This is a genomic window from Rhodococcus sp. MurmanLake-1, assembly GCF_056945715.1.
Window position 1 is genome coordinate 33,293 of record NZ_JBWZNF010000023.1, and the last position, 15,746, is coordinate 49,038.

Annotated in this window: 16 protein-coding genes; 11 read left to right on the top strand and 5 right to left on the bottom strand. The window is 61.7% G+C overall.

Annotation, left to right across the window (positions count from 1 at the left end; genetic code table 11):
* Positions 1 to 22: 22 nt before the first annotated feature.
* From AC2ETI_RS31350 to AC2ETI_RS31360, 3 genes are all read right to left on the bottom strand, one after another.
* Positions 23 to 1,171: an AI-2E family transporter gene (locus AC2ETI_RS31350; RefSeq protein WP_019746362.1), complete on the bottom strand. Its 1,149-nt coding sequence runs from the start codon at positions 1,169 to 1,171 to the stop codon at positions 23 to 25.
* Positions 1,161 to 1,733, bottom strand: coding sequence for an HdeD family acid-resistance protein (locus AC2ETI_RS31355; protein WP_019746361.1), 573 nt, complete (start codon positions 1,731 to 1,733; stop codon positions 1,161 to 1,163). Before AC2ETI_RS31355 ends, AC2ETI_RS31350 begins: the two co-directional genes overlap by 11 nt.
* A 156-nt stretch (positions 1,734 to 1,889) precedes the next feature.
* Positions 1,890 to 3,239, bottom strand: a complete 1,350-nt coding sequence (locus AC2ETI_RS31360; RefSeq protein WP_046377720.1) for a DUF1254 domain-containing protein — start codon at positions 3,237 to 3,239, stop codon at positions 1,890 to 1,892.
* Positions 3,240 to 3,404: 165 nt separating this feature from the next.
* On the opposite strand from AC2ETI_RS31360, the gene AC2ETI_RS31365 reads away from it, so the two are divergent.
* Positions 3,405 to 3,932 (top strand): hypothetical protein, encoded by a 528-nt coding sequence (locus AC2ETI_RS31365; protein WP_019746359.1) that lies wholly within the window; start codon positions 3,405 to 3,407, stop codon positions 3,930 to 3,932.
* A 292-nt stretch (positions 3,933 to 4,224) separates the two neighbouring features.
* Complete coding sequence (locus tag AC2ETI_RS31370) at positions 4,225 to 4,938, top strand: TMEM165/GDT1 family protein (protein WP_483634917.1); 714 nt, start codon at positions 4,225 to 4,227, stop codon at positions 4,936 to 4,938.
* Between the two features lie 3 nt (positions 4,939 to 4,941).
* Here AC2ETI_RS31370 and AC2ETI_RS31375 read toward each other — a convergent pair whose 3' ends face one another.
* Positions 4,942 to 5,961 (bottom strand): Lrp/AsnC family transcriptional regulator, encoded by a 1,020-nt coding sequence (locus AC2ETI_RS31375; protein WP_021332694.1) that lies wholly within the window; start codon positions 5,959 to 5,961, stop codon positions 4,942 to 4,944.
* A gap of 99 nt (positions 5,962 to 6,060) precedes the next feature.
* On the opposite strand from AC2ETI_RS31375, the gene AC2ETI_RS31380 reads away from it, so the two are divergent.
* The 3 genes from AC2ETI_RS31380 to AC2ETI_RS31390 are packed head-to-tail and all read left to right on the top strand — an operon-like array spanning position 6,061 to position 10,044.
* A complete protein-coding gene (locus AC2ETI_RS31380; protein WP_483634918.1) occupies positions 6,061 to 7,269 on the top strand; it encodes an MFS transporter in 1,209 nt (402 codons plus the stop codon).
* 27 nt (positions 7,270 to 7,296) lie between these two features.
* Entirely contained in the window at positions 7,297 to 8,559 is a 1,263-nt protein-coding gene (locus tag AC2ETI_RS31385; protein WP_021342406.1) for an amidohydrolase, read from the top strand.
* 33 nt (positions 8,560 to 8,592) lie between these two features.
* Complete coding sequence (locus AC2ETI_RS31390) at positions 8,593 to 10,044, top strand: amidase (protein WP_134998610.1); 1,452 nt, start codon at positions 8,593 to 8,595, stop codon at positions 10,042 to 10,044.
* Between the two features lie 12 nt (positions 10,045 to 10,056).
* Here the strand turns inward: AC2ETI_RS31390 and AC2ETI_RS31395 are convergent, their stop codons facing one another.
* The gene (locus AC2ETI_RS31395; protein WP_141487987.1) at positions 10,057 to 11,070 is read right to left on the bottom strand and encodes an ABC transporter substrate-binding protein; all 1,014 of its coding nucleotides are present in this window, start codon (positions 11,068 to 11,070) and stop codon (positions 10,057 to 10,059) included.
* 152 nt (positions 11,071 to 11,222) lie between these two features.
* Here AC2ETI_RS31395 and AC2ETI_RS31400 point away from each other — a divergent pair, with 152 nt between their 5' ends.
* From AC2ETI_RS31400 to AC2ETI_RS31425, 6 genes are all read left to right on the top strand, one after another.
* The gene (locus tag AC2ETI_RS31400; RefSeq protein ID WP_198538398.1) at positions 11,223 to 12,113 is read left to right on the top strand and encodes a helix-turn-helix domain-containing protein; all 891 of its coding nucleotides are present in this window, start codon (positions 11,223 to 11,225) and stop codon (positions 12,111 to 12,113) included.
* Positions 12,114 to 12,166: 53 nt separating this feature from the next.
* Positions 12,167 to 13,138, top strand: coding sequence for an ABC transporter substrate-binding protein (locus tag AC2ETI_RS31405; protein WP_141487988.1), 972 nt, complete (start codon positions 12,167 to 12,169; stop codon positions 13,136 to 13,138).
* Between the two features lie 54 nt (positions 13,139 to 13,192).
* On the top strand, positions 13,193 to 13,915 hold the full coding sequence (locus tag AC2ETI_RS31410) for a FadR/GntR family transcriptional regulator (RefSeq protein WP_019746349.1): 723 nt from the start codon (positions 13,193 to 13,195) through the stop codon (positions 13,913 to 13,915).
* Positions 13,912 to 14,562 carry a sterol desaturase family protein gene (locus tag AC2ETI_RS31415; protein WP_483634919.1) on the top strand — a complete coding sequence of 217 codons (651 nt, stop codon included), beginning with the start codon at positions 13,912 to 13,914 and terminating at the stop codon, positions 14,560 to 14,562. Before AC2ETI_RS31410 ends, AC2ETI_RS31415 begins: the two co-directional genes overlap by 4 nt.
* 144 nt (positions 14,563 to 14,706) lie before the next feature.
* A complete protein-coding gene (locus tag AC2ETI_RS31420) occupies positions 14,707 to 14,865 on the top strand; it encodes a hypothetical protein (RefSeq protein WP_483634920.1) in 159 nt (52 codons plus the stop codon).
* Between the two features lie 90 nt (positions 14,866 to 14,955).
* On the top strand, positions 14,956 to 15,746 hold a 791-nt coding region (locus AC2ETI_RS31425), incomplete at its 3' end, for an amidase (RefSeq protein WP_483634921.1).

Genomic DNA, 15,746 nt, shown 5'->3' on the forward strand with positions numbered 1-15,746 from the left:
CTTGTAGAAACACTGAGAAGTTCTAGGTGGGCGCCGGGGTCGGTTTCGCTTCTTCTTTCGGGTCTTCATCCGGTTCGGTTCGAGGACCACTGATCAGGATGTCCGCCCAGCGTGTGGCCGGGTCGATGTCGAGCAGGACGGCCTTCACCAGCAACGAGAGCGGAATCGCCAGCAATGCTCCGAGTGCTCCGAGAACCCACGCCCAGAAGACAAGCGAGAGGAAGGTCATCGTCACCGACAGCCCCACGGCGTCGCCGACGAACTTGGGTTGGATGATGGACTGGATCACGAAGTTGATGACGGAGTAGACGACGATCACCCACAGCATCAGCCACGGCCCGCCCTGCAGGAGTCCCAGGAGCGCCGGTGGGATGACGCCGATGACAAACCCGATGTTGGGGATGTAGTTGGTGATGAAGGACAGCAACGCCCACAGGACGGGCAGCTGAATGCCCATCAGCCACAGCGCGCCACCGTCGAGTACCGCCACGATGAGGCCGAAGACCGTCGAGACGACCAGATATTTGCGAGTGCCGGCGGCAAAGGTGGAGAGCGCGTAGGAGATTTCGGGACGTTGCTCCGACAGCACATTCAACCGTGAGCGGATACTCATGCCGTCGAAAGCCATGAACAGCAACAGCGCGAGGATGAACACCAGATCCGACAGAATGCCGAGCAGACCCTCCAGCCCACTTTCGAGTACGCCCACGACCTTCGTGAGATCGATACTGCTGAGTGTGCTTTGGATCTGTTCGGTGCTGACTCCGAAGTCGGCCAACTTGTCGCGGCCCTCGTTGAGGAGGTTGGTCATCTCCTCGGAGTATTGAGGCAGGATTGTCGCCAACTGGGCCGTCGACACGATCAACGACGCCGCCAACCCGAGCAGAATCAGGTACACGGTGACCAGTGAGCCGAGCATCCCGACCCACTTGGGCCACCCTCGGCGCTGTGACCAATCTTGAATGGGCTGAACGGCAATCGTCAGCACGAGGGCCAGGAATACCGGTCCGAGGATGCCGCCGAACACCTTCATTCCGCCGACGGCAACCACGGTGGCCGCGAGACCGAGCAGGACGATCAGACCGCGCGGGATCGACCAGTTCTCACTACCGGAAAGCGTGGGGATCGGAGCGGGAGCCGCGGCGGCCGGCTTGCCCTTCCTAGAGAACACCGGCTTCCTTTGCCCGGCTTCTGATCTGGAATGCGCCCACGATCATGAAGAGGCCGAACAAGATTGCGTACCAACCCAACAGCCAGATGAGGCTGATGATGCCTTCGCCTGGTGCGATCAGAAGGATGATGCCGAAGATGACCGCGAGCACCGATGCGGCGAGCAGCCATCCCCAACTGGATCCGGGCAGCGCTTTCATCTTGAAGGCGCCGACAATTCCGAAGATTCCGAACATGATGGCGTAGAAGGCAATTATGTACAGAAGTACCAGCGCCGTGATGCCTGGCCAGACCAGCGCGACGATACCGGCTCCCACCGAAACGACGCCGGTGAACACCCACCATCCCCACGAACTCAGGTGTTCGCGGTCCCGGATGGCTCGAACGAGCGTGATCAAGCCGTCGACAATGGAGTAGATACCGAACAGGAAAACCAAGGCCACCACGGTAATTCCCGGCCACACGAGCGCGATGATTCCGAAGATCACGCCGAAGATTCCGCGGATCAGGATCATCCACCAGATCTCTTTGCCGTACTGCACGAACGGATTCTGCGTGACCATCAGTAGCCTCCGAAGCAAGCGGGTGTCTCTGACCGATTCAACAGCTTTTCAAACAGGGCAATACCGACAGATCGTATGGCTATCGTGACCTTTCCGCCCATCGAAACGCGCGGCTGATACCGAGTTGTGCTCTTCGGGTACGAAGCGAGGGGACTTTCAGCCTGCTTCCCGAATACTTGCTTCCCGAATACCGGGCGCAGTCCACGATCCCGAAAGCACTGCAGCCTTCGGCCAGTACAGGCGCAGAAAGACGTTGAAGTCACCGGACGGAGCCGGCAGCCAGTTCCGCTCCTTCTCGCCACCAGGCGACTCGTGCTGGAGATAGATGTCCAACGAGCCGTCGTCGGCGAACACCAGATCACTTCGATCGCCGATGGCATATCGATCGATCGGGTTGTCCACGAAGTACTGTCGCTCGTTCATCATCGTGAGCGACCAAAATCCCTCGACCGGCGGGAGCTCGTCCTTCTCGAAATGAAGTACGTACTTCTTCTCACCGGTCAGAGGCTTACCGTCGACGTCGGTGGTGGCGTGCGGGTACACGGCATCTGCGTCGAGGTTGGCCCCGAAACCGAGCCAGACGATCAGCGCCCGCTGAGCGTAATGAGTTCCGTAATGCCCCAAGCCGCGGTGCATCGTCCAGCCGTTCTTCGGGTTGCCTTCCGCCTCCTTGGCGATCTCGCTCAGCACGTCCATTCCGGTTCGCGCAGCTCGGTCGAGGGCATCACGCACCTCTTGCGGACGCGATTTCCAGGGCAACGAGGAGCCGATTCCGATGTCGGACAGCTGTTTCATCATCTCGGTATCCTCCGGACGCGGAGGATTGTCGTCGAGAAGTGCGTCGAGCGTGGTGAAAAAGGCCTCGCCGTCCATTGCTGCCACCTGGTCCACCGGCGGTGTGCGCGTATCGACAGCAGAGTTCACCGGAACTTCTCCGGGCGTGTAGTCCTGCGGATCACCTGTCCACTCCGACAGTGGTGTGAGCCGCGTCCGGTCCTGCAGGCTGTGCACTTCGGCCAGGTCTGTTCCCCCTGACGTCGCGTAGCGGGCGACTATCCAATTCATCGCCGTCGGCGACCGCAGCAGCGTCAAACCCTTGGGCACGTTGCCTTTCCAATTCGGTCCGGCCACCAGGTACGGCCCCCCGGTGCGTCCTACCGTCCGAGATCCCGGCACCGTGAAGACGTCGCTCCACGCGTCGAGGATGGGGACCAACCAGTACCGGGTGCCGAAGTCCGGCAGCGAGAGCACCTGCGGTTCCGTCGAGACGTCCAGCCACCCCGACGAGTAAAGAGTATCCGCGTTGGGCGAGACGACATCGGTGAAGCTCGCGTCGGGCGTCGTACGCGCATAAGCGAACTGGTTGAGCGGGGCTTTCATCGCCACCGGGGTCGGCGTCGCCGTCATGACGTCACGCGATACCGCCGCAATCAACAGGGGATACCCGAAGATCCACGCCTGCGTTGCCAGGTCTTCGAGCCGAGAACGGTTCTTCGACAGAGTCATGCCTGCGCATACCACCGCTCTCACCAGCGCAAACCTGGCTGGCACTCTCCCTGTCTTGTGTGCCAGTACCGAATAGGTGCATATTTCGATTACCCAACGAGGTGTGCCGGACCGACGCATGCGCGTCAGACCGAGATTTGCCCCAGCACCGAGGGAGGAACAGAAATGAACAGAAACGAAGCAATAGGCATTTCTCCGTTCCAAGCCGCTGGGTCTTTGCAGGGTTTCGTCATTTCCGGCCGTTGGCCGGACACCACCCAGGAGTGGGCGCAGCTTCTCGCCCTGGCTGTCCGAGTGGCCTCGATGCCGGGATTGTTGCCGACGACGACGGTCTTCGGAGTGCGTGAGGACGTTCCCGAGGATCCGCAACCCGGCACCGTCGGTCTGGTGGTTGCCGAAGGTCCGGTGCTCGGCGATTTTGCACTGACACCCGGCCGTTTCTCCGACCATCAGCCGCCGGCACTGATCATGCTGCACCCGCCGTCGGAAACTACCCCCAGCCTGCCGGAATGCGAGGGAAGCGCGTCGGGGTGCGTACTACTGCCAGGACTTCCCTACCTGGGCTTGGAGCATCGTGCGGCCTGGGTGGAGGCAGAGCCGGACGGCACGGTCGTCTCCATGATCAGCCGCGTCGGCATCGATTTGATCAGCGATCCCGACACCGCTGTTTTGGCCATGCTCCTCGCTTCGTGACGGCCGCGGCAAGCAATAAGTTTGGACTCCCAAACTTGCTGTGCGCTTTGCCAATTCGAGCCGACCGCGCTAATGTGGGTAGCAACGAAGGGGAGTAGCCCCCAATCGCCTGTGTCGACATACTGGTTCGACGCGTTCCGCCTGGTGCGGATCGCGAAGCACCCGGCCTGGCGAACCGAAGGTCCTGTGGCCTCGGTGGGCGAGACCTTCGGCCGGACAAGCGCACTATGCGCCTGCCCAGGCCGGAGGCTCGCATTTTTCCTCCGACCTACACCGACCGGAGGAGTAAACCTTGCTTGCCGCAACACTTTTGAGTTTCGGCGTCATTTTCGTCGCGGAACTCGGCGACAAGTCGCAACTGATGGCAATGACGTTTGCCTTGCGATATCGCTGGTGGGTCGTTCTCGGCGGAATCACCGTCGCCACCACCCTTGTTCACCTTGTCTCGGTCGCCGTCGGCCACTACCTGGGCGTCGCACTCCCCACCGCGGCAATTTCCATCGTCGGCGGGATCGCGTTCCTGATCTTCGGCCTCTGGACCCTGCGCGGTGACGATCTCACCGACGACGAGCAGAACAAGGCCGGTCGCGTCACGCGATCCGCCTTCATCGCCGTCGCGTCGGCCTTCTTCCTGGCAGAACTCGGCGACAAGACCATGCTCGCCACCATCACCCTTGCGACCGACAACGACTGGATCGGCGTCTGGATCGGGTCGACGGTAGGCATGGTGGCGGCCGACGCTCTCGCCATCATCGTCGGCTCGGTACTGGGCAAGCACCTCCCAGACGGATTCATCAAGATCGGCGCCGCGGTGCTGTTCTTCGTCTTCGGTGTCTGGCTGCTGCTCGAGGGCATCTTCCCCGACTCGTCGGCCGGCATCATCGGCGGTGGCGTTGTCCTGGCAGTGTCCGTACTGGGTGCGCTGGCTCGGATGATCTGGAAGCGCTCCCGTGCGACCGACTCCGATACACACCTCGTCGACGACAATCGGACGCCGATCGACTGACGCTCAACGAATAACGTCGCCGGCGCCCCAAATCGCGACCGGGACATGACCTTCCGCCACTCCGCTCGGTCCGAGTAGCTGCCCGAACCGCTTCATCGGGTACAGCGAGACACGTCGATCGAGGATCCGCACACTACCGATTCGGCGGAGTCGATCCTCGACGACAAGACTCTGCGCGAGGCTGCTCAGCCACACGCTGATCAACATGTTCGCTGTTCCGGTAGTCGCCACCAACAATCTGATCTCCGGCCAACTCGACACAAGATTGCCGAGTTCGTCGGTGGAACCGTCCACAGCGACATCGAAGATCACTTCGAACGGTGAACCGACAGCCTGTTGCGAGACATCGCAGCGGAAAATCAACTGTTGCGAGGCAGTCAGCTGGGCCAAGCGCCGTCGAATCGCAGTCTCGTTCGTTCCACAAATCGCGGCGAGACGCGCATAGCTGGCACGTCCGTCACGGCCGAGCGCCTCCAACAGGGCACCGTCGGACTCACGGAACACTGTCGGATCTGCCGGCGCCGCAGCGGTTGCCAGCTGAGCGCGACCTGCTTGCCCCAGAGCGCCCGGCTCCCAACTGAAGCCGTCCCGGTACACCTTCACCCCGACCCGGCTTCTGATCGACAAGATTCCAGGATCGGCAGCAAGGTGCTCACACACCAAGGCGTCCAAACTCTTCTGGTCGGCGGCCACAACTCCGACGAAGTACTCGTACTCACCTTCCGTCCTGGCCAACAGATAAGCGCAGGCCAGCTCACGTAACCGCTCCCCCACGTCGGCAACCGCATCCTGAGTGGTCCTGATCAGGAGATAGCCGAATATGTGGGTTCGACCGATTGCGACCGCGTTGACCCACGAATGACCGTTCGAGACGAGGCGACGCCACCGGCGGGCGATCGTCGTCGAATCCATGTCGAGTACCGACGACAACTGTGTCCACGACGCGCGGGGGTTGAGTTGGAGTGCATTGATGATCTCCAGATCAGATTCCGCGATCACAAATGCGTCGGATTCCGGCTTCATCTGCCAAGTATTGCTGGATTACTGCATTCTGGCCGGTGATCCCTGCCTGTTTGCCGAAGATATGTGAATCACTTCACAGGTTCACCACTTGGAGGCCCAGTGCTTCGCTCCACCAAAGTCACGGTCGCGCTGCTGTTCGTCGCCTACGCGATCGACTACATAGATCGGCTGGCGATCAACCTCGCCCTCCCTTTGCTCGGTGAGGAGTTCGATCTCGACTACTCCCAGCGTGGATTGATCATCTCCACGTTCTTCATTGCATACACACTGGCCCAACTGCCTGGTGGACTGCTCGCCGATCGATACGGCGCAGTCCGGATGGCTCTGATCGGGTTGGTGGCGTGGAGTGTCTTCACCGGCCTCACCGCCCTTGCGTGGTCGTTCGGGACGCTTCTGGTTGTTCGCTTTCTCTTCGGTCTCGCACAGGGCGTGTTTCCGGCAGCCGCAGTAAAGCTGGTTGCCGAACGCAGCATCCTGGAGCAACGTGCCACCGCAACCGGATGGATGAACAGTTCCAACGCCGTCGGTACGCTTCTCGCCATTGTCGTTGCGGCAGCGCTTCTCCCGTTGATCGGCTGGCGTGGGATGTTTCTGGCCGTCGCGGCGCTCGGCGTACTCTCGCTCGTCAGCATCAAGTTGTGGCTCCCGCCCGCACTTCCGGCGGAGATCGACCACGGTCCGGATTCCTCCTGGGACAACATGCGCACCGTACTTCGCTCCCGCGCGATGTGGCTCTTCGCCTTGATGTTCTTCGGCTACGACTTCGTGATCTGGGGGATGTCGTCCTGGGTTCCGTCCTACCTCCATGACGAACGTGGAATCGCCCTCTCGAGTGCGAGCCTCCTTCTCATCCCGGCAACCGTGGTGGCCGCCGTGACCACCGTCATCGGCGGCCGAATCTCGGATCGACTGGCAGGCAACAGCCGCATCGTCGTAGTGCCGTCCATGCTCGCGTGCATCGTGATGCTCGTTTCAGTTCCTTTCGCCTCCAACACGGCCTTGTTCGTCGTTCTCGTCACCCTCGGATCTGCCGCTGCCTCTTTCGCTTTCATGCCGTGTTTTGCACTCCCACTTCGTAGCCTGCCTTCTTCGGTGGTCGGAGCCGCCTCGTCGATGATCATTTTCGGCGGCATGGTCGCCGGGATTGTCGCGCCGCTGGTGTTCGGATTCATCGTGGACCATCTCTCCTGGTCAGCGGCATTCGTATCGCTCGCGCTCGGGCCCGTCGTGGCGATCATCGCGGTAATGGCAGCACCGCAGACCCGAGAAAAGATGCTGAACCTGGTGCAACTGAAGACCGCCAACTGATCATCACCAACCGAAAGAAGATCGACCATGAACCAACTGCTTTCGAATCTTGAATTCGGAGACCCGTCGCGGTTGCGAACCGTCGAGCCGCACTGGTTCGATCTGTACCGGGACCTGCACGCACACCCCGAGTTGTCCGGCAACGAAACTCGCACTGCCGCACTTGTTGCCGAAGAGCTTCGGCGGATCGGCGGCTGGGACGTCACGATCGGAGTCGGCGGCACGGGTGTCGTCGGTGTTCTCCAAGGGAGCAGCGGGCCGGTGATCCTGCTACGCGCCGACATGGACGCGTTGCCGGTCGCAGAAGACACCGGGTTGTCATACGCCTCCAAGACGGATGGCGTCATGCATGCGTGTGGCCACGACGTCCACGTCACCGCGCTACTTGCCACGTGCGCAGCACTTTCCGCGGATCCGACGTCGATCACCGGCACTGTTGTCGCGGTCTTCCAGCCTGCCGAGGAGACCGGGTCCGGCGCTCGTGCGATGGTCGACGACGGAATCTTCGACCGTTTCCCGCGACCGGACCTCTGCCTGGGACAACACGTGGGTCCGACTCCGGCTGGGATGCTGGTCAGCAAACCCGACATCTTGATGGCAGCATCCGACACGATTCGAGTGGTTTTTCACGGCCGTGGTGGACATGCGTCATCGCCGTACGCGTGCATCGACCCCTTGTTGATGGCAGCATCTTTCGCGCTGCGCATTCAAAGTCTGGTCGCTCATGAAGCGGCAACCCCGACAGCACCGGTGCTCACGGTGGGAGCATTGCACGCCGGCACAGCTGCGAACATCATTGCCGACGACGCCGAACTACTACTCAGTCTGCGAACTTTCAGTGCATCGTCGCGAGAACACATGCTCGAATCTGTAGGCCGGATCGCTCGCGCAGAAGCGGACGGAGCAGGCGCCACCGACGCGCCGGACGTTCATGCGTACAACGGCTTTCCGGCCACGGTCAACACTCCGGACGCAACGTCCACGGTGATGTCCGACCTACGCCGGGCCGGATTGGGAATGCACACCCTGCCGCAACCGCTTTCAGGCAGCGAGGACTTCGGAGTCTTCGGCACTGCTGCCCAATGCCCCTCCGTATTCTGGCATTTCGGCGGGACGGCGCTTCGGAGTTTCGACGAAAGGGCTCTCGCCGCACTCGCCGAGGGACGGATTCCTCCCGGCACACCCTCGAATCACTCACCGCGCTTCGCGCCGGATCCGGCCGCGGCACTACCCGAAGGTGTCACGGCTATGACTGCGGCCGCACTGGGCGCCCTTGCGCGAAGCGCGTGATTCCTACACATACTTCTCCAGGGAGATAACGCCATGTCAGACGACCTGCATTACCTCAGCGCCACCGAAGCTATTGCACACTTTCGCACGCGAGAATTGTCTCCGGTCGAGCTGCTACAAGCAGTCGTCGACCGAACCCAGAAGTTCGAACCTCACATCAATGCCTTCACCGAAGAGATGTTCGAGGAGGCACTCATCGGCGCTCGGGAAGCTGAGAGCCGATATCTCGGCCACGGACCCGATCCGCGGCCGCTGGAGGGAATTCCGGTAGCTGCCAAGGAAAAACACGCTATTGCCGGAAAGTCTCTGACCGAAGGTTCGCTGGCGGCGCGCGGAAACATCGCCCGCGAGAACGCACCGGTGATCGATCGAGTTCTGGCAGCAGGCGGCTTGATTCACGCACGCACCACGACGCCGGAGTTCTGTGTTGCGGCGTTCACGCACTCTCCACTGTGGGGCGTGACTCGCAATCCCTGGAACCTCGATTACAGTCCCGGCGGTTCATCCGGAGGCGCGGGCGCCGCCCTCGCTGCCGGAACTACCACTCTGGCAACAGCATCCGATATCGGCGGGTCGACGCGGGGCCCGGCAGGCTTCACCGGCACCGTCGGGCTCAAAGCGTCGTACGGCCGCATTCCCGGGGTCGCCCCGCTGTCCATGGATTCCTACCGTGGCGACGGTCCGATGGCCCGAACTGTCGACGACGCAATTCTTTTGGCCAACGTTCTGATCGGGCCGGATCCGCGTGACCATTCTTCCCTCAGGCCGGCGATCACGCTGCCACACGAGTACCCGTCGGTCGAGGGAATGCGCATTGCCCTGTGCCTGCGGCTCGGTGACTTCCCCATCGAGCCTGACATCGAGGCGAACACCCGGGCTCTCGCACAGTCGTTGGTCGATGCCGGCGCGATCGTCGAGGAGATCGAGTTGCCGTGGACTCGTGATTCGATGGCAGCAGCGGTGAAAGTCCATTTCGGAACGATCATGGGTGCATCCGTCGCGGAAGTTGCTCGCGTCCACGGTGATCTTCTTGCCGACTACACGCTCGACAACGTCGCGATCACGTCGAAGGGCGCTGCAGAAATGTCATTTCTGGACGGCCTTCGCAAAGAAACCCAGATGCAACGAGAGCTCGCCGAGGCGATGGCTCCATTCGATGCGCTGATCTGCCCGACTTCGGGCACCATCGCCTTCCCGGCAGGCGAGTCTTTGCTCGACGGCCTCACGGTTGCGGGCCAGCACGTGAACACCACCGCCGAAGCACTTCTCACGTTGCCGTTCAACGTCGCCAATCGGTGCCCCGTACTAGCGGTGCCCAGTGGACACGCACACAACGGCGTTCCCACGGGCGTCCAGATCGTCGGCCATACGTACGACGAACCGACCGTGTTCCGGATCGGCAAAGCACTGGAGAAGATCCGCCCGTGGGCATACACCGACCAGCATCAACCGAGGCTGGACGTGGTGGCGCCGGCTTCCTCGTGATTGCTGAGGAGATCAGAGCTTGGCTCTGATCTCCTCAGCAATCGGCTGGAACTGCTCGAGGAACGTCAGGGCCCAACCGAACGACGCGACGCCCTCGTAGTCGAACGAGTACACCTGATCGTTCTTGACGGCGCGCAGACGCTGGAAGATGGTGTCGTTCGCCAACTTCTCGTTGATGGGGCCCTTGCCACTGTTGGTGATGATGACGTCGGCTTCGTCGAGTAGCTCCAACTGCTCCTTCGGGAACCACTCGTTGCTGCCGGCAGGAATTGCGAGTGAGCGGTCGTTGAACTGGAACCCGGCCTCGCTGATGACCGTCGTCTGATACTTGGTCGGCGAGTACAGCGAGAAACCACTCTCCTCGAAGTACGTGGTGTAGACGACCTTCACCTTGCTCAACACGTCAGCATTGTCGCTGCGGAACTTCGCGATCCGCGCCTCGTACCGGTCTGCCAACTCTTGAACCTTCGCACTCTGGTTGAGTGCGTCCGCGACCCCGAGGGCGCGCTCCTTCCACGCGTACTGGCCGTCTTCGGCAAAAACTGCGGTCGGTGCAATCGACCGGATCTGCTCGTAAAGATCCGGGTTGTTCTCCGAAAGGAGGTTGGTCATCACGATCAAGTCGGGAGACAAAGCCGCTATCGCCTCGGCGTTGGGCTCGTACCAGCGTCCCACCTTCGGAAGAGACCGCAGGGCAGACGCATACGGTTCCGGGACACCGTCGGCGTTCTCGTAGTCCACCGGCAATCCGACGGGCGTGAATCCGGCGTCGAACATCGCGGGGCCCGTGTAGTAATCGGCGCTGACCACTCGCTGCGGGTTGGTGGGAACCTCCACCTGCCCCAGTGCCGTGTTGATGGTGCGCATCGAGCCCTCGGCCGATTCACTGGAGCTGGTTCCACAGGCCGTGAGCAATCCGATCCCCGCCAAGGCACCAGCCCCGAAGAAACCGCGTCGGGTAAGTGCTGCGGTGATGCGAGCGAACTCGGCATCGGTATCAGCGGTAGGCAAGAGAAGTGATGTCATGGGTTTCCTGACGGTATCCGAATTAGGGCTACCTAAAATTACTCTCACCTGCACCGTTACGGTGAAGCGTCATGGCCAACCACTGTTTCGATCGAGCCATCGATACGCGCACCCCCTCGGTCGACGGCCGGAAGCCGGTACGTTCTTGGTTCGTGACGCCTTCGCGACAGGACTTCCCCGGCATCATGTTGTGGGGAGCGCCGACCCTGGAACCGTCGACGTGGAACGAGCCGGTGTCCACCCCGAACCGGATCGTCGCGGAGCCGTGGTCCGTCAGCACCATCCGGTTCAAGAGCACGGCAACTGGCGTCTGGGATTTCCATACCCACCGCGAACATGAACTGCTGTGGTCGGCAGGTGGGACCGTCACCCTCGAAGCGTCCGAACACCTCTGGATGGTTCCGCCGATGCTCGGCATCTGGATTCCTGCCGGCACTGCGCACCGTGTCCGCTCCGACGACGGTGCCGTCATCTTCGCGACGTACCTGACGCCGGATCGAATCGACACCGATTGGGACTCGATAGTCGGCATACCCATGACCGGTGCACTTCGGGAGGTGTTGTTACACAACGAGAACAACGCCATGCCCGACCTGAAGCGACTACGGCTACAGCAGGTGGCAATCGACCTCATCCATCCCGTTCAGGCCGCGAGTCTCGACATTCCGTTGCCGAGAACGCCTGACCTTCTTTCGATTGCCCAGCAGATCATCGCCGATCCGGCGGACGACCGCACCACTTCCGACTGGGCTCGCACCATCGGCGTGAGTGGCCGGACCTTGATGCGCCGCTTCCAGGCCGACACCGGCACGACGCTCACTCAATGGCGAATTCTGGTGCGCGTCCGCGTTGCATTGATCGAGATTGCCGCAGGCAAACCTGTCGTCGCCGTGGCCCGCGGCCTCGGGTATGCCAACCCTGGAACGTTCATCGACCTGTTCAGGCAGGTCATCGGCCACACCCCCGCCGCGTACTTCCGCTCGTTCTCACCTGTCATGAAACCGCATCAGAATGGCACCAAACCCGCACGGGTGACACGTTAGCGTTGTTAGGCAAGGCAAACCATGTTGCCCGAACACGTTGGAGAACACCACAGATGCACCACCGCCGCCGTTTTGCCAGGTCTATCGCGCTCGCGGTCGGCGCGATCCTGATCGGCACGCTCGCCTCGTGCAGCTCGTCCGACGACCAGCCCTCGCCTTCGGCCGAGACCATCGACTACAGCTTCGCGGGGTACTCCGCCCAGATACCTGCCGACCCGCAGCGAGTGGTTGTCATCGACTCCCGGACGTCCCTCGAGTTCGCACTTCTCGCCGATTACCCGATCGTCGCCCTCGATTACGACGAGTCGAGCCATCTCGCATCCAAGGTCCCTGCCGATGCGGGGCATCTGGGCGGCAATCTCAGTAAGGAGGACGTGCTGAGCTACAACCCGGACCTGATCCTCATCTCCGTCGGCTGGTACGAGAGCTACAAGTCACAGAACCTCACTTTCGAGGACATCGCACCGGTTCTGGTGATCCAGGACGGCAGCTCGCCCGACAAGGAGACCGAATCACTCGGCGGGCCTCTGGGATTCATGGGCGAGCAACTGGCACTACTGGGCAAGACCGACGCCGCCTCGGCAGCACAGGCGCGGTACGAAGACGCTCTCGCCACTGCCCGCGACGACGTCGGTTCCGTCGCGCAGACCAAGACGATCGCCTTCGTATCGCTGATCGAGGACAAGTTCTTCGTGTTCAACACCCCGAACAACCTGACCGTCGACGTAGCGTCGTCACTCGGTTACACGATCTTGTCCAACGACGCGATCACCGCCGCCCAGTCGGCCGCGATCGGCGGCTACAGCGCCGAATTCGGTTGGGAGAATGCGGATGTGCTCGCCGACGCCGATGTCGTCGTCGCCCAGAATCTCGACTCCTGGCCGGGCAACCCGGCGTGGGATCGTGTTCCAGCCGTGGCCGCCGGCAATGTTGCACCGCTCGACTACGACGACAAGGTGGGATTCGCACTCACCTACACGGACTTCCTGAACAAGTTGGCGGACACCACTCGCAACCTGCAGTGACGATAACTGGTCATACCACTTGACCTCTCACCAGTTAGCGTTTACGGTCGGTACATGTTCCAACCCGTTGCACGTACCTCCGCTTCCGGCGCAGTGTTCGACCAGATTTCAGTGAAAGTGCTGGCCGGAGAGTTGGCCGCGGGTGAGGCGCTACCCAGCGAGCGCAAGCTCGCCGAGGCATTCGGTGTCTCGCGGCCCGCAGTCCGCGAGGCAATTCAGAAGCTCGCCCAGGCCGGGCTCGTCGAGGTCCGCCAGGGCGAGTCCACGTCCGTGCGAGATTTTCGACGCCAGGCCGGACCCGAACTTCTCCCCCAGTTGTTGGTTCGAGACGGCGTCCCCGACCTGACCGTGGTGCGCAGCGTCCTGGAAACTCGCGAGTTGATGGGACCGCAGATCGCGGTGCTGGCCGCCCGTCGCATCTCCGCGGAATCCGCCCGAGAACTCGACACGGCCGTGGATCAACTAGGCGCCACCGAAGATCCGGTAGAGCTGCAAGACCGCGCTCTGGCGTTCTGGGACGTCGTCGTCGACAGCGCGGATTCCATTGCCTTCCGTTTGATCTTCAACAGCCTGCGCGCTGCATACGAACCGGCCATGACTGCACTTGCCTCCGTCATGGTCGCCGAAGTCGGCCAGACCGACCTGTATCGAAAACTGGCCTCCGCCATCACTTCACACGACGAGTCAACTGCCGAGGCGTCAGCCGCACAGCTCCTTCACACCGGTACGACGGCAATCGGCGATGCTCTCACCTTCCTGGAAGGACTCAAACCATGAGCAAGCCTCTCACTCTGTCCGACGCAGCACGGACGTTCCGCAAGTCACCGACGCCGTGGATGATCGGCACCATGTTGGTGGTCGCTGCGGCAGCGCGCTTCACGCTGGGCAACTGGCAGATCACCGACGCCCTTGTTCCGCTCGTGATGCTTGCCGCATTCCCCTTCGTGGAGTGGATTATTCACGTCTTCGTTCTCCATTGGAAGCCGCGGACCATTGCTGGCGTCACCCTCGATTCACGCCTGGCGCGCAGCCATCGGGAGCACCATTTCGCCCCGCGAACCATCTCACTCATCTTCATTCCGTGGCAGACGCTCCTGATCGTGATTCCCGTCCTGACTGCCGTCGCACTCCAGGCGTTTCCCCGCGTCGAACTCGGTCTGACCTTCCTGACCTGTATTTCCGTACTCGGCCTCGGCTACGAGTGGACTCATTTCCTCATCCACAGTGACTACAAGCCGAAAACTGCTCTCTACCGGTCGGTTTGGCGCAACCATCGCAACCATCACTTCAAGAACGAGCACTACTGGTTCACCGTCACCACCGCGGGAACGGCCGATCGCGTACTGGGCACGTACCCCGATCCAAAATCCGTCGAGACGTCCCCGACAGCCAAGAATCTGCACGGCACCGCGTCGAAGCTGTGAAGAAACGCCGATTCCTGGCCCCTAGCTGGCAATGAACTTGAACTTGACTGTGTATCAGTGATTTTCGTTGAAATCCACCCGAACCGTGCTTAGTGTCGATGGAGTCAGAAGTTCGAAAAACGCTGTAACCGAAGGACACAACACATGTTCAACGATGTATTCAACAACGTCATCCACCCGATGGTCACGAACTTCCAGCAGTTGGATCCCCAGCAGTTCATTCCCCAGCAGTTCATCCCTCAGGGCCTGTTCCAGCAGGCACCGCAGGCAGCAGAGCAGGCTGTGACGATCTTCGGTAGCTGATACCGCAATCCACAGATAGCGCCACTCAGGGGTCGTCCGTCCAATATGCTGGACGGACGACCTGAGTGCCTCCGCCTGACAAGGATCCCCATGAGCCCCAACACCCCCGTCCACGCATTCACCGATGACGCCCTGGGCGATCTCGACGCCACCGGCGTCGCCGCCCGGATCGAATCAGGCGAGGTGACCGCACGGGAAGTCATGGAGGCGTCGATCGCGCGCGCCGAGGTAGTGCAGGGGCAATTGAACGGTTTGGCCTGCACAGACTTCGAGCGCGCCCTTGCCAGGAGCAACCGGCCGGCCGCGGGCATCTTCGCCGGCGTCCCCACCGCGATCAAGGACAACACCGACAGCGCCGGCCTTCCCACCCAGCAGGGCAGCACCGCCTTCACAGCAGTCCCCGCCAAGGCTGACAGCGATTTCGCGAATCAGTTCCTCTCCACCGGGGCCATTTCGATCGGCAAGACCCGACTGCCCGAGTTCGGATTCAGTGCGTCCACCGAGTACATGACGGAAGAACCCGTGCACAACCCGTGGAACCCGGCCTACTCGTCGGGCGCTTCCTCGGGTGGCGCTGCTGCACTGGTTGCTGCCGGAGTCCTCCCGATCGCGCACGCCAACGACGGTGGTGGATCGATTCGCATTCCCGCCGCTGCCTGCGGACTGGTCGGACTCAAACCCACTCGCGGCCGTACCATCGCCGATCCGGCCGACAAGTCGATGCCGATCCGGCTGATCTCTCAGGGCGCCGTCACCCGCACGGTTCGCGACACCGCACGATGGATGTCAGCGGCCGAAAGTTACTACCGCAATCCACGACTCGCACCGGTTCGCCTGATCGAAGGACCCAGCTCAACCCGCCTGCGCGTCGGCGTGATCAC